Annotated in this window: 12 protein-coding genes; 7 read left to right on the forward strand and 5 right to left on the reverse strand. The window is 60.2% G+C overall.

All coding sequences use genetic code 11. The features are described from left to right. Positions 1-298 precede the first annotated feature (298 nt). The gene (gene yedA, locus ACIPIN_RS22850; RefSeq protein WP_401122444.1) at positions 299-1,225 is read left to right on the forward strand and encodes a drug/metabolite exporter YedA; all 927 of its coding nucleotides are present in this window, start codon (positions 299-301) and stop codon (positions 1,223-1,225) included. 51 nt (positions 1,226-1,276) lie between these two features. Further along, positions 1,277-2,611: a DEAD/DEAH box helicase gene (locus ACIPIN_RS22855; protein ID WP_401122446.1), complete on the forward strand. Its 1,335-nt coding sequence runs from the start codon at positions 1,277-1,279 to the stop codon at positions 2,609-2,611. A 93-nt stretch (positions 2,612-2,704) separates the two neighbouring features. On the opposite strand, the gene ACIPIN_RS22860 is transcribed toward ACIPIN_RS22855, so the two are convergent. Together ACIPIN_RS22860 and ACIPIN_RS22865 are read right to left on the reverse strand one after the other, a co-directional pair. Continuing rightward, a complete protein-coding gene (locus ACIPIN_RS22860; RefSeq protein WP_401122449.1) occupies positions 2,705-3,952 on the reverse strand; it encodes a TIGR03862 family flavoprotein in 1,248 nt (415 codons plus the stop codon). Between the two features lie 281 nt (positions 3,953-4,233). Continuing rightward, a complete protein-coding gene (locus ACIPIN_RS22865; protein ID WP_401122452.1) occupies positions 4,234-5,154 on the reverse strand; it encodes a histone deacetylase in 921 nt (306 codons plus the stop codon). Positions 5,155-5,255: 101 nt separating this feature from the next. Between ACIPIN_RS22865 and ACIPIN_RS22870 the strand changes: the two genes are divergently transcribed. The 3 genes from ACIPIN_RS22870 to ACIPIN_RS22880 all read left to right on the forward strand — a co-directional run bounded on the left by ACIPIN_RS22870 (position 5,256) and on the right by ACIPIN_RS22880 (position 7,391). Continuing rightward, positions 5,256-5,825 carry a GNAT family N-acetyltransferase gene (locus ACIPIN_RS22870; protein WP_401122455.1) on the forward strand — a complete coding sequence of 190 codons (570 nt, stop codon included), beginning with the start codon at positions 5,256-5,258 and terminating at the stop codon, positions 5,823-5,825. A gap of 106 nt (positions 5,826-5,931) precedes the next feature. Then, positions 5,932-6,801 (forward strand): acyl-CoA thioesterase II, encoded by an 870-nt coding sequence (gene tesB, locus ACIPIN_RS22875; RefSeq protein ID WP_401122458.1) that lies wholly within the window; start codon positions 5,932-5,934, stop codon positions 6,799-6,801. Beyond that, the gene (locus tag ACIPIN_RS22880; RefSeq protein ID WP_401122461.1) at positions 6,798-7,391 is read left to right on the forward strand and encodes an HAD family hydrolase; all 594 of its coding nucleotides are present in this window, start codon (positions 6,798-6,800) and stop codon (positions 7,389-7,391) included. Before tesB ends, ACIPIN_RS22880 begins: the two co-directional genes overlap by 4 nt. 81 nt (positions 7,392-7,472) lie before the next feature. Here ACIPIN_RS22880 and ACIPIN_RS22885 read toward each other — a convergent pair whose 3' ends face one another. Further along, complete coding sequence (locus tag ACIPIN_RS22885; protein WP_401122464.1) at positions 7,473-8,438, reverse strand: alpha/beta hydrolase; 966 nt, start codon at positions 8,436-8,438, stop codon at positions 7,473-7,475. A 333-nt stretch (positions 8,439-8,771) separates the two neighbouring features. Between ACIPIN_RS22885 and ACIPIN_RS22890 the strand changes: the two genes are divergently transcribed. Continuing rightward, on the forward strand, positions 8,772-9,548 hold the full coding sequence (locus tag ACIPIN_RS22890; protein ID WP_401122467.1) for an IclR family transcriptional regulator: 777 nt from the start codon (positions 8,772-8,774) through the stop codon (positions 9,546-9,548). A gap of 254 nt (positions 9,549-9,802) precedes the next feature. Beyond that, positions 9,803-10,702: a DMT family transporter gene (locus ACIPIN_RS22895; protein ID WP_401122586.1), complete on the forward strand. Its 900-nt coding sequence runs from the start codon at positions 9,803-9,805 to the stop codon at positions 10,700-10,702. A 6-nt stretch (positions 10,703-10,708) separates the two neighbouring features. On the opposite strand, the gene ACIPIN_RS22900 is transcribed toward ACIPIN_RS22895, so the two are convergent. Then, on the reverse strand, positions 10,709-12,331 hold the full coding sequence (locus ACIPIN_RS22900) for a methyl-accepting chemotaxis protein (RefSeq protein WP_401122470.1): 1,623 nt from the start codon (positions 12,329-12,331) through the stop codon (positions 10,709-10,711). Between the two features lie 97 nt (positions 12,332-12,428). Further along, a complete protein-coding gene (locus ACIPIN_RS22905; RefSeq protein WP_401122473.1) occupies positions 12,429-13,742 on the reverse strand; it encodes an MFS transporter in 1,314 nt (437 codons plus the stop codon). Between the last annotated feature and the right edge of the window lie 389 nt (positions 13,743-14,131).

The following is a 14,131-nucleotide window of genomic DNA, read 5'->3' on the forward strand; positions in this document are numbered from 1 at the left end:
GCCACTCCGCCTCGAACCACCTGCCGCCTGCGCTGTTTGAGCAGCAAGCGGCCTAATGCTCCTACAGAGCGGTTCAAAAAAACTGAACCACAACAGGCTTGCCCGCGATGGCGGCGGAACAGACACCCAGACAATTCACCCAGCATTTTTGCCATTGCTCTCCAACTGCCCCAACGGCACGCGTTTTTCAATGGTGTTTTGAAAAAGTGTACTGGCCTTATAAACAGGTTTTGTAACTTAAATTCCGTCCGTCGGCTTTCTAAAATAACGCTCTCCTTGTCCTGCCTTCGAGCGTCCCATGCCAGGCCTACGCCGTTTCCCATTACCGCTGATTGGCGCCTTTTTCGCGCTGTACGTGATCTGGGGGTCGACCTACCTGGTGATTCGCATCGGTGTGCAGTACTGGCCGCCGCTGATGCTCGGCGGCATTCGGTTTATTGTCGGCGGAACGCTGATGTACGCGTTCCTGCGCTGGCGCGGTGTGCCCGCGCCGACCTGGCCGCAGTGGAAGGCGGCGGGGATAATCGGGATTTTGTTGCTCAGTTTTGGCAACGGCGCGGTCAGCATGGCTGAGCACACAGGCGTGGCCTCTGGCGTTGCGGCATTGGCGGTGGCGACGGTGCCGTTGTTTACCTTGCTCTGCGGGTATTTCTGGGGGGCGCGCAATACCCGTCTGGAATGGGCGGGGATTGTGCTGGGACTGATCGGTATCGCCATGCTCAATCTGGGCTCCAATCTGCAATCGAGCCCTTTGGGGGCTGCCCTGCTGATTGGTGCGGCGGCAGCCTGGGCGTTTGGTTCGGTGTGGAGCAAACATTTGCCATTGCCTCAGGGCGCGATGTCCAGCGCGGCGCAAATGCTGGTGGGGGGCGTGGTGTTGTTGATCGGCAGCGCGCTTAAGGGGGAACACGTGGACAGTCTGCCGCCGCTGGAAGGCTGGGCAGCACTGGTGTACCTGATCGTCTTCGGGTCGATCATTGCTTTCAACGCCTACATGTACCTGCTCAAGCACGTGCGCCCGGCGGCGGCCACCAGTTATGCCTACGTCAACCCGGCGGTGGCGGTGTTGCTGGGGATCGTTTTTGCGGGCGAAAGCATCGGCATCGAAGAGGCCTTGGCGATGGCGGTGATCATCAGCGCCGTGGTACTGATCGGCTTGCCGCAGTGGCGACGTGCTCCTGAGCGGCCTACCGCTTTGGTGCCGACAGAATCTCGTGTGAATTAGGGTAAACTGCGCGCCATTGCACACTCGCGCTGATTTTCCTACGGTATTCCCATGACTTTCGCCACTCTTGGCCTGATCGAACCCTTGCTGCGCGCCCTTGAGACGCTCGGTTACCAGACCCCGACCCCGGTGCAGACGCAAGCCATTCCGGCGGTGCTGGCCGGTCGCGACCTGATGGCTGCGGCCCAGACCGGCACCGGCAAGACCGCCGGTTTCGCCGTGCCGCTGTTGCAGTTGCTGGCCATGGAAGGGCCGAAAGTCACCAGTAACTCGGTGCGTGCGCTGATCCTGGTGCCGACCCGCGAGCTGGCCGAGCAGGTTCATGAAAGCGTGCGTCAGTACGCTGAAAACCTGCCGCTGAGTACGTACGCAGTGTACGGCGGCGTCAGCATCAACCCGCAAATGATGAAGCTGCGCAAAGGCGTCGACCTGCTAGTGGCCACGCCCGGTCGTCTGCTAGACCTGTTCCGCCAGAACGCGCTGAAGTTCAACCAGTTGCAAACCCTGGTGCTGGACGAAGCCGACCGCATGCTCGATCTGGGTTTCTCCGAAGAGCTGGCGAACATTTACAAGGCGCTGCCGAAAAAACGTCAGACGCTGCTGTTCTCTGCGACCTTCTCTGATGCGATTCGCGAGTTGGCCGGGCAAATGCTCAACGATCCGCTGAGCATCGAAGTCAGCCCGCGTAACGTTGCGGCCAACACCGTCAAGCAGTGGGTGGTCACGGTCGACAAGAAGCGCAAGGCCGAGCTGTTCATTCACTTGCTGCGCAAAAATCGCTGGAAGCAGGTGCTGGTGTTCGCCAAGACCCGCAACGGCGTTGACCAACTGGTGGAAAAACTCCAGGGCCTGAGCGTGAATGCCGACGGCATCCACGGCGATAAACCACAAGCCACGCGCCAGCGCGCACTGGACCGTTTCAAGGCCAGTGAAGTGCAGATTCTGGTCGCCACCGACGTTGCGGCCCGTGGTCTGGATATCGAAGACTTGCCGCTGGTGGTGAACTTCGACCTGCCGATCGTCGCCGAGGACTACATTCACCGTATCGGTCGTACCGGCCGTGCAGGCGCGACCGGCGAGGCGATTTCGTTGGTGTGTGCCGATGAGGTGAATCAGCTGTCGGCCATCGAGATGCTGACGCGTCAGACCTTGACCCGTCACATGGAACAGGATTTCGAACCTGAGCACCGCGTACCGGACACTGATGCCAGCGGTCAGGTGGTCAAGAAACCGAAAAAGCCGAAGAAGCCAAAAGTCTCCGGTGGCGGCAAACGCAACCTGGGCAAGTGGGTGGAGAGCGGTGATGCTTCGGCGCCGGAGCCTTCGATCAAGCCTGTGCGAAAAGTGCCGGTGTTCAATACCGGGCCGCGTAAGCGTAAGCCGTAGAGGGGCAGCTTCAAGCGGCAAGCTGCAAGCTGCAAGCTGCAAGCTGCAAGCGAAGAGCGGGTCGTGCGCCGGCTTTAGCTTGCAGCTTGTAGCTTAAAACTTGCGGCTGCCTCTAAGCCACTCCACCATCCCCAACCCTGCCGCTCGCCCACTGGCGAAACACGCGGTCAGCAGATAGCCGCCCGTGGGCGCTTCCCAGTCGAGCATTTCCCCTGCGCAGAACACGCCAGGCAGTTGCTTGAGCATCAGGTTTTCATTCATCGCTTCGAACGTCACGCCACCGGCGCTGCTGATAGCTTCGTCCAATGGGCGGGTGTTGACCAGTGTCAGCGGCAAGGCCTTGATGGCCCTGGCCAGTGAAAACGGGTCAGCAAAGCATTCGGCCGGTGTCAGTTCGCGCAGCAATGCCGCTTTGACACCGTCGAGGCCGAGTTGGCTGTGCAGGTGTTTGGCCATGGAGCGTGAACCACGGGGTTTGCTCAGCGCCGCCTGAATTTTATCCACAGGCCTGCCGGGCAGCAGGTCGAGGTGAATGGTTGCCGAGCCGGTTTGATTGATGGCTTCACGGATCGGCGCCGACAACGCGTAAATCAAACTGCCTTCGATGCCGGTGGCAGTGATCACGCATTCACCGAGTCGCGGCACATCGTCGTTCAAACCGATGGCGATATTTTTCAGCGGGGCCCCGGCGAATTTGCTGACCATCAGCTCGCTCCAGGCCTTCACCTCGAAACCACAATTGCTCGGTTGCAGCGGCGCCAGGGCAACCTCTCGTTGCGCAAGCGGCAGCATCCAGGCGCCATCCGAACCCAACCGCGACCAACTGCCGCCACCCAGCGCCAACAACAGGGCATCGGCGCTGATCGCCTTCTCACCGTCAGGGCTGTCGATACGCAGGCTGCCATCAGCGTTCCAACCCAGCCAACGGTGGCGGGTGTGGATAACTACACCGGCATCGCGCAGGCGTTTGAGCCAGGCGCGCAGTAGCGGGGCGGCCTTCATGTCGGTAGGAAACACGCGGCCAGAGCTGCCGATGAAGGTTTCGATCCCCAAGTCATGAATCCACTGACACAGGACTTCGGCGCCGAATTCGCGCAGCAACGGGGCGATTTGCGCGGCACGCTCGGCATAACGTGCCAGAAATGCCGGGTAGGCTTCGGAATGGGTAATGTTCATGCCGCCGACACCGGCCAGCAGGAATTTGCGACCCACCGAGGGCATGCCGTCGTACAGATCGACCTTGACCCCGGCCTGGCTCAGCACCTCGGCGGCCATCAGGCCAGCGGGGCCGCCGCCGATGATGGCGACGTGGTGAGGGCGGTTGGCGGAGGGCTGGGTCATGGCGTGAGCTGCGGTTCGACGGAAGAGGGCGGGCATTCTATCAGCACAACCCAATGTGGGAGCGGGCTTGCTCGCGAAGGCGATGGCACATTCAACATCAATGTGACTGGCAAACTGCTTTCGCGAGCAAGCCCGCTCCCACATTCGATTGGGGTGTGTTGAAAATACTGGTCAAAAAATGCTCAATGGCTTGCAGGCTATACGCACTCGGGTCTGTAGGTCCTTTCACTCAGGTTATCCACAGGCCGTTCCACAGGCATTGTGGGTAAAGCATCCACAACTCAGTGACAACCTGATGACTGCCAGACCCGTTGTGCGCTGTGATGGAGGATGCCATGACGTCGCGCCAGGGCCTGGCGGTCCTTGCTATAGCCGCCGCCGATCACCCCAACCACTGGAATGTCGCGTCCCAGGCAATGCCGGAGCACGCTTTCATCGCGGGCGGCGACGCCTTCATCGGTCAGTTTCAGGTAGCCCAACGCGTCGTCTTTATGCACATCGACACCGGCGTCATACAGCACCAGGTCGGGCTGATAGAGCGGCAGCAGGTAATTCAGCGCGTCATCGACCACCTTCAGGTAATCATTGTCGCCCATGCCCATGGGCAGCGGAATGTCCCAATCGCTTTTGGCCTTGCGTGCGGGAAAGTTCTTTTCGCAGTGCAGGGAAACCGTCACCGCGTCCGGGGTATGTTCCAGTATTCGTGCCGTCCCATCGCCTTGGTGCACGTCGCAATCGAAGATCAGTACCCGACCGACCCGGCCGCTTTCCAGCAGGTAATGGCTGATCACCGCCAGGTCATTGAAGATGCAGAAACCCGCTGGGTGATCGTAATGGGCGTGATGGGTGCCGCCGGCCAGATGACAGGCCATGCCGTGTTCCAGTGCCTGCTCGGCGGCCAGCAATGAGCCGCCGACCGCGCGTACCGTGCGTCGGGCCAGCGCTTCGTTCCACGGCAGACCGAGACGCCGTTGGTCTTCGCGGGACAATTCGCCACCCATATAGCGTTCGATGTACGCAGGGTCATGGGCGAGGGCGAGAATCTCGTTCGGGCAGATTTCCGGGCGCAGCAATTGGTGATCAAAGGTCAGACCACTGTCGACCAGGTGATCGCGCAGCAGACGGAACTTGTCCATGGGAAAGCGATGTTCCGCCGGGAACTCGGGGCTGTAGTCTTCGTGGTAAATCAGCGGCAGCGACATGGCGATTTCATGGAGTGAATGAGTGAATGAGTGAATGAGTGAATGAGTGAAGGATCCTACCAGCGATGTAGACTTGTTTGCATGGAAACGGAGGGGGAACGATGGAGCCGATACTGCAACTCGAGAGCGCGCGGCTGCTGATGCGCCAATGGCGCGATGAGGATTTGCCGGCGTTTGCGGCGATGTGCGCCGACCCGCAGGTCATGCGCTATTTCCCGGCAGCCTTGAGCCGTCTGGAAAGCGCTGCATTGATCGGGCGAATCCGTGGTCATTTCGCTGAGCATGGTTTCGGCTTCTGGGCGCTGGAGCGCAAGGACACCGGCGCGTTTATCGGTTTTACCGGATTGGCGGTGGTCGGGTTCGAGGCTTCTTTCACTCCCGCCACCGAAATCGGCTGGCGCCTGGCTCGTGAGCACTGGGGGCTGGGGTACGCCAGTGAAGCGGCCTGGACCGCTCTGCGTTGCGGCTTTGACCGTTTGGCGCTGGACGAAGTCGTGGCGTTTACCACCGAGGCCAACATGCCTTCGCAGAAAGTCATGCAAGCCATCGGCATGCATTACGACCCATTGGCGGATTTCGAACACCCAAAGGTCGGGCATGAGGATCCGTTGCGTCACCATGTGCTGTACCGCATCACCCGTGAACAATGGTTGGAAACCTTGCATGGATAAGCTGACCGGGATGTTTACAATGGGCTCATGGTTGGCCCGGGCCAATATCTGAATCGACCGCCGCAGCCAAGACTGCGCGGCATTGCTCTGTGTGAGGAGAGTCTGAATGAGCCATGTGTTGGATGATCTGGTCGACTTGCTGACCCTGGAACCGATCGAAGAAAACCTCTTTCGCGGTCGCAGCCAGGACCTGGGTTTTCGTCAACTGTTCGGCGGCCAGGTGCTGGGCCAGTCCCTTTCCGCAGCCAGCCAGACGGTCGAAGAAGCGCGCCATGTGCATTCGATGCACGGTTATTTCCTGCGTCCGGGCGACGCGGGTTTGCCGGTGGTCTATCAGGTGGATCGGGTGCGCGATGGTGGTAGCTTCAGCACCCGCCGCGTGACGGCGATCCAGAAGGGCAACCCGATCTTCACTTGCAGCGCTTCGTTCCAGTACGACGAAGAAGGCTTCGAACACCAGACCGCGATGCCGCAAGTGGTCGGTCCGGAAAACTTGCCGTCGGAGCTGGAGATCACCCAGCAACGCGCGCATTTGATTCCCGAGCACATGCGCGAAAAGCTGCTGTGCCCCAAGCCGATCGAAGTCCGCCCGGTCACTGAGAAAGACCCGTACAACCCGCAACCGGCCGACCCGATCAAGTACGTCTGGTTTCGCGCCGACGGTGCGTTGGCCGACTCGCCAGCGCTGCACAAATACCTGCTGGCCTATGCCTCCGATTTCGGTTTGCTGACCACCTCGATGTTGCCGCACGGCAAGTCGGTCTGGCAGAAAGACATGCAAGTCGCCAGCCTCGATCACGCGTTGTGGTTTCACGCCGATCTGCGCGCTGATGACTGGTTGCTGTACGCCATGGACAGCCCATGGGCCGGCAATTCTCGTGGCTTCTCACGCGGCAGTGTGTTCAACCGCGCAGGCAAACTGGTGGCGTCGGTCACTCAGGAAGGCCTGATTCGTCATCGCAAGGATTGGGTATGAGTCTGTCCGAGGTGCGGCATTGGGTGTTCGACATGGACGGCACGCTGACCATTGCCGTGCACGATTTCGTGGCAATTCGCGAGGCGCTGGCGATTCCCGCTGAACACGACATCCTCACCCACCTCGCGGCTCTGCCGGCCGCTGAAGCCGCGGCGAAACACGCCTGGTTGCTGGAACATGAGCGGGACCTGGCCTTGGGCTCCAAACCGGCCCCCGGTGCCGTGGAACTGGTGCGAGAGCTGGCCGGGCGCGGCTATCGCCTCGGCATTCTCACGCGCAATGCTCGCGAGCTGGCCCATGTCACGCTTGAGGCGATTGGCCTGGCTGACTGCTTTGCGGTAGAGGATGTGCTGGGCCGTGATGAAGCGCCGCCCAAACCGCATCCGGGTGGTCTGCTGAAACTGGCCGAGGCCTGGGACGTAGCGCCGAGCGAGTTGGTGATGGTTGGCGATTATCGCTTTGACCTGGATTGCGGGCGTGCGGCGGGAGCACGGACTGTACTGGTGAATCTGCCGGATAACCCGTGGCCCGAGTTGGCCGACTGGCATGCGCAGGATTGTGTGGAGTTGCGGCAGATGTTGTCGGCTTAAAACCAGAAGATCGCAGCCTGCGGCAGCTCCTACCGTGAATCGTGTACATCCGGAGCTGCCGCAGGCTGCGATCTTTTGACGTTATTGAAACAACGCCTTCTGCCCCTCGGGCGAGGTGAACATTTTGTCTGCGTTATGCCCCACATGGGGCACTTCGATCAGCCGCTGATTCAGCCCTTCGGGATGGCGCTGCTGTAAATAGTCGAAATAATTGTGCCCACGAATCAGCCGATACGCACCCTGCGTCTCGGCGGCGCAACTTCTATCCAGTGCCGGATGATGTGGGTTGGTGTCTCGCTGGCCCAGCAAATAGGTGATGTTGCGCTGTACATAGCCTTGCTCCAGTTGCTGCGCTGTTTGTCCACTGGCGTAGTCCGGCAGTTTCAGCAGTCCGTACTTCCAGTCATTGAAGCCGGGGCAACGCGCGGCATCGAACGGCACCGGTCGCTGCTCATCGAAATACGCATACGAAGACGGGTTGGCGATCACGTAGCGCACGCTGACGCCCGCAGTTTGCAGTGCCGGCTGGTCGTGGCCGAGCAGTGCATAACGTTGCACCACTTGCGCGCCACCGGAGTGGCCGGCGATGACGATCTCTTTCAGGGTTGGAAACTGCTGGCGATCGCTCAGGCGTTCCAGAATCTTGTCGAGCACCGCAAAGGAACTCAGCGGATTCGGTCCGGTGGACGGGTCGCCGGCCATCCAGTCATTGCCGCGCCAGCGCAGCAGGCTGTCGGGCAGTTGATGGCGAGCGATGTCGCTCTCATTAAGAAACTGTGGCGCGATCACCAAAGTGGTAGTGCTTTGCCCGGCTTGCTCGGCGGCTTTTTCCGCGCTCTGGCGGTAGCTTTCAGCGTTGCGCATGCGCCCATGTATCACGATCAGTACACGCTGAATTTGCGGTGATGACTGGCTCACGCCAACCGCCAGCTCGGAGTCGCCCAGGTTCAGGCGACCGGGGCTGATGACCTTGACCCCATTCTCGGCAGCCTGGAGGTTGGCGCAGATGAGTAACAGGCCGAATACCAGCAGACAGCGCGTGTGCATTTACAGACTCTTCGTCGCGAAGGTGTCGCATTGACTGACCTGACTGCGGCGGCCTTTTTTCCATAGCATGTGGGAGTCCTCTGTTTGAGCATGGTGATGAGTGTTGCTGGTGAGAGAGATAGTCGCCAGTCCGATCGTCAGACTATGACGGACGAAAGGCAGTATGGCATTCACCTGCGAAGCCGATGGCTGCAGACGAGCTTCGGCGAACGTCTCAGGTATCACACTGGCTGTTTGGCTCCCTCGCTGGCAGTTGTTGAACGCCGCAGTTCCACATTTTGCATTCATCCAGTTGTCTTCTAGAATCGGCCAAATTTCGTCTGGAATCCCACCATGGCCGGCAGTCAAATCGAACGCGTCTTCAGTGTTCTGGAGAGTCTTACCAGCGACCCGCGAGGCCTGCCGATGCAGGTTCTGGCAGAGCAACTGGAGATCCCGAAAAGTGCGACGCACCGCTTGCTCGCCGAGCTGATTCGGCTGGGTTACGTGCGGCAGAATCCGGACAACCTGCGTTATCACCTGTCGACCAAACTGGTTGCCATGGGCTTTCGTTACCTGTCGAGCAGCGGTGCGGATATCGTCCAGCCGGTGCTTGATCGGTTGGCTCAGGAAACCGGCGAGCTGGTGCGATTGGGCGTGATCGAGGGCGAGCGTCAGACCTGGATCGCCAAGTCTCAGGGCGCGCGTTCTGGTTTGCGTTATGACCCGGACATGGGCCGCGATGCGCCGTTGTTCTACACCGCGTCCGGGCATGCGTGGCTGGCCTGCCTCAGTGATGTCGAGGCCTTGTCACTGGTGGAGCGGCAAGCGGCGGACGTGCCGCTGGAGCTGGGACCGAATGCACCGCGCTCCAACATCGAACTGCTCGAACGCCTGCGCCTGGCCCGCGAACACGGTTATGCCTGGGTTCAGGAGAGCTCGGCGGTCGGCACCTCGGCAATCGCCGCCGTGGTGCGCCATCCGGTGGATGGGCGGGTGGTCGGCGTGCTCAGTGTCGCCGGGCCAAGTGCGCGGCTGCCCGAGTCTCGACTGCATGAACTGGCGCCGTTGTTGCTGCAGTTTGCTCAGGAGCTGTCGGCGGCGAGTCAGGCGTCGGAGCTGTTCAACTGATCGTCATCCCTGTAAGAGCAAAGCTTGCTCGCGATGAACGATGACGTGGTCGGCCTGAAACACTGCAGTGTCTGCATCGCGAGCAAGCTTTGCTCCTACAAAAATTGTGCGCTGTTCGAACACTATTGACGTTTCCTTGTGTGAGAAATTGGAATCAAGTTCTAAATTATTGAAATTCGATGTCCTGATAATCATCACCAGAGGATTGCACTGTGAGTTCGCCACTTCGCATCGGGTTGAGCAGTGCCGGGACTATGGGCCAGCCGCATTCCCAGGCTGCATCGAGCACCCCGCTTTCCGGTATCAATCAGCCCTTCAAAGGCATCCTGTTGATCGTTGTCGCGACCTTCCTGTTTTCCACTCACGACGCCTTGTCGAAATACCTGTCGGGCTTCTATCCGGTGATCATGGTGGTGTGGGCGCGTTATCTGGTTCACACGCTACTGATGGCCGGGATTTTTCTGCCGCAATCCGGCTTGCGTGTCCTGCGCACGAAACGCCCGTTGCTGCAGTTGCTACGGGCGTTGTGCTTGCTCGGTACCAGCCTGTTGTTCACTACGGGGCTGCTGTTCATCCCCTTGGCGGAAGCCACGGCGGTCAACTTTCTTGCACCGGTGTTGGTGACTGCGTTGTCGGTGCCATTGCTCGGTGAACGGGTGACGCGTGGGCAATGGCTGGCGGTGATGTGCGGGTTTATCGGGGTGCTGATCATCGTCCATCCGGGCGGCGATTTGTTCACCCCGGCGGTGTTGCTGCCGTTCTGCTCGGCGTTATTTTTCTGCTTTTACCAACTGCTGACGCGCAAACTCAGCGAGATCGACAGCCCGACCACTAGTAACTTCTTTGCTGGTTTGTGCAACACCCTGGTCATGAGTGCGCTGGTGCCGATGTTCTGGCAAGTGCCGAGCTTTACCCACGGTCTGCTGATGCTAGCGCTGGGTAGCTGCGGGATGACGGCGCATCTGTTGCTGACTCAGGCGTTTCGTCATGCCGCACCGGCACTGCTGGCGCCTTTTGGTTATTGTCAGATTGTGTTTGCCGGACTGCTCGGCTGGCTGTTGTTTTCCCACGCGCCGAGCCTGACCACGGTGATTGGCATCGCGATCATTTGCCTCAGTGGCCTGGCGGCTGCCTGGCAACAGCGCAGAGGCTGATTGCGCTCAAAACCTGAAACGCACCACCAGGTTCTGCAAACCGGCCGCCAGTTGCGACAACTCCCGACTGGTGGCGCTGGTCCGGGTCGACGCGTCGGCGCTTGCCAGCGACAGGTCGCGGATGTTCAGCAGGTTGCGATCTACCTCTCGGGCCACTTGAGCCTGCTCTTCCGAGGCACTGGCGATCACCAGATTGCGCTCGTGGATCTGCTCCATGGCGCGGGTGATTTGCGCCAGGGCCACGCCGGCCTGTTCGGCGATCGACAAGGTCTGGGCCACGCGCTGGCTGTTGCCGTGCATCGACAGCACCACACTGTCGGTGTCGCCCTGAACCCGGGCGATCATCTGCTCGATTTCCTGGGTCGACTGCTGGGTACGGTGGGCCAGGGCTCGCACTTCATCGGCGACCACGGCAAAACCGCGTCCGGCTTCCCCGGCTCTTGCGGCCTCGATGGCGGCGTTGAGGGCCAGCAGGTTGGTCTGTTCGGCAATGGCGCGGATTACGTCCAGTACTTTGCCGATTTCCCGAGATTGTTCGGCCAGGGTCTGAACCTGTTGCAGCGCGGTGCCGACATCGGCACTCATGGCCTGGATCGAATCGAGGGTCTCGATCACTCGCGCCTGGCCCTGAGTGGCCTCTAGAGTCGACTGGCGCGTGGTGTCTGAGGTCGAGACCGCGTTGCGCGCCACTTCTTCGACGGCGACGGTCATTTCGTTGACCGCCGTGGCGGCCTGCTCGATTTCGTTGTGCTGCTGTTGCAAGCGATTGGAGTCCTGCCCGGTGTTCTGGCTCATCTGCTGCGCCGCACCGTTCAGTTGGTTCGACGTACCGCTGATCAGTTGCAGGGTGTCGCGCAGGCTGCTCTGCATGCTGGCCAGGGCCCTGAGCAGACGGGCGGTTTCATCGGGCCCCTGGCTCTGTATCGGCGCACTCAGGTCACCGTCAGCGATCTGCTCGGCCACACGCGCAGCCTGACGGATGGGCATGACGATGCTGCGGATCAGCAGCCAGGCCAGGCATAAGGTCAGCAGGGCAACAGCGATCAGTGCGCCGATTACGGTCATTTTTACCTGGGCGTAAAGCCAATCGGCATGGCTGGCCGATTGGCTGACTTCGTTGGCGGTGAGGTTCATCAGCTCGGTGAATTGATCGCCGGTCTGGGTCGAGTAATCCTGGATTTTTCCGTTGAGCAGCGCGCTCATTTGCTCGCTGCGGTTTTGCCGGGACAGTTCTTCGTATTGATCCAGCGCCTGTCGGTAGCTATTTACAGTGCTGACGAAGGTTTCGTACTGCACGCGGTTGTAGTCGTCGACCAGGGGCGCGAACTTGGTCAGCGTTTGCTCAAGCCAGCCTTCCACCTGATGCAGGCGGGCGATAGTGGCATCGAGTACTTTGGGCTCGCGGTTGAGCGCCATGCGCAGGCTGAGCACGCGAATGCTCAGAATGTAGTCGCGGATTTCCCCCAGGTAGCGCGTGCTGGGCAGGGAGACGTTTTCGGTGTGCTGGCCGGTGTTGCGCACTTCGGCCACCTGCTTGAGGGCAAACAGCCCTTGCAACAACACCAGCAGGGCGATTAGGCCGAAGCTGATCAGCGCACGTTTGGCGATGCTCAGGTTACCCAGAGACATGGTGTGACCTCCGTGGACGGAAGAAAGAGGGACGAAATCGGCAACCGTGCAAACAAAAAAACGCAGGCCTGAAACCAGGCCTGCGAAAGAGGAAGCGTCAGTTGTCGATTTTCGGAATCTTGCGCGGTGCCATGAAGTACAGCCAGATCAGCGCGATGAAGTACATCGCCGGAATCATGGTGAACAGCACGGTGTAGTTGTTATTGGTGATCGTCAGAATGTGCCCGACCAGTTGGGTCATGAACATGCCGCCAATGGCTGCGCACATGCCGCCGAAACCGAACACCGTGCTCATCATGTGCTTGGGCGTGTAGTCCATCACCAGGCTCCAGATGTTTGCGGTCCAGGCCTGGTGCGCGCCGATAGCCAGAGAGATGGCAAACACTGCAACCCATAGCTGACTGGAGCCGGCGGCCATGATCACGCCGATGATGCAGCAGGCGAACAGCAGCATCGACATCAGTCGCGCCTTGATCGGGTTGATCCCGCGACCGATCAGGAACGAAGACAGAATGCCGCCGCCAACGCTGCCGAAATCGGCGGTCAGGTAGATGATGATCAGCGGGATACCCATCTGCGTGACGTTGATCCCCAGGTTGTATTGCTGGTTGAGGAACGGCGGCAGCCAATACAGATAGAACCAGAACACCGGCGCGGTTATCGAGTAGGCGAGGGCGAAGGCCCAGGTGCCACGCATCCGCAGGATCCGTGAGAACGGTACGCGGGTTTGTTCCGGTTCGACTTCCTTCTGGATGTAGTCCAGTTCCGATTGTTTCACCGACGGGTGATCTTCCGGGTTGAAGTACTTCAGGCCCCAGAACAGCAACCAGATCCCGCCCAGCGCCGACATGCACAGGAACGCGGCTTGCCAGCCCCAGACGTGCAGGATCAGCGGCAACAGCATCGGCGTGAACATCGCGCCGACGTTGGTCCCGGCGTTGAAGATGCCAGTGGCCACGGCGCGCTCACCGGCGGGGAACCACAGCCGGGTGGTTTTCACGCAGGCCGGGTAGTTGGCGGCTTCGGTCAGCCCGAGGATAAAACGACAGACCATAAAACCGACGGCCGAGGTTGCCAAACCATGGGCACCGGTCGCCAGGCTCCAGAGCAAGACCGCGCAGAAGAATACGCGCTTCACGCCGACCCGGTCGATCAGCCGGCCTTGCAGCACGAAGCCGACGGCGTAACCGACCTGAAACCAGAAGTTGATGTTGGCGTAGTCCATCGCCGTCCAGCTCATTTCCTTGGCCAGGATTGGCTGCATCACGCCCAGTGCGGCGCGGTCGATGTAGTTCAGGGTGGTGGCGAAAAACACCAGCGCCAGCATGCCCCAGCGGGTTTTGCCGACCGCCATGGCACCGCGGATTTTGTCGCCGATGCCGCCGGTCGCGACACCCGTGGCCGGAGCCATGCGGGCGCTTTCCGTGTGAGAACTCTGAGAAGGAAACATGTGTGCCATCCGTTCAATGACTGACAAGCAAGGCTCGTCGGGACTTCATGGGCGCGTGATCAATCGTCGCGATGCGCCAATGCGCAGGGTGAAAACAATGATCGATCGGCTGAGTGTTTGTGTTGGCTCAGTGTTGGCTGAGGCAACCAAAGCGCTTGTTCAGCGTGCGGGCCGGGTTCGGTCGCAGGCGCCAGAAAGGTTCGAAGGCGGTTGGCGGTCGGGCGCCAGGCACGGAGAGTGAAGGAGAGAGCAACGGAGCAAGGCGTTGAATGCAAGCATGAGCGTGTACCCGATTTTTGAAATTTTTATGGTGTGTTCTGGGTCTTTGGTCACTTAGACCGGTGATTCAT

It is taken from the genome of Pseudomonas sp. NPDC087697 (genome assembly GCF_044743155.1).
Classification (GTDB): domain Bacteria; phylum Pseudomonadota; class Gammaproteobacteria; order Pseudomonadales; family Pseudomonadaceae; genus Aquipseudomonas.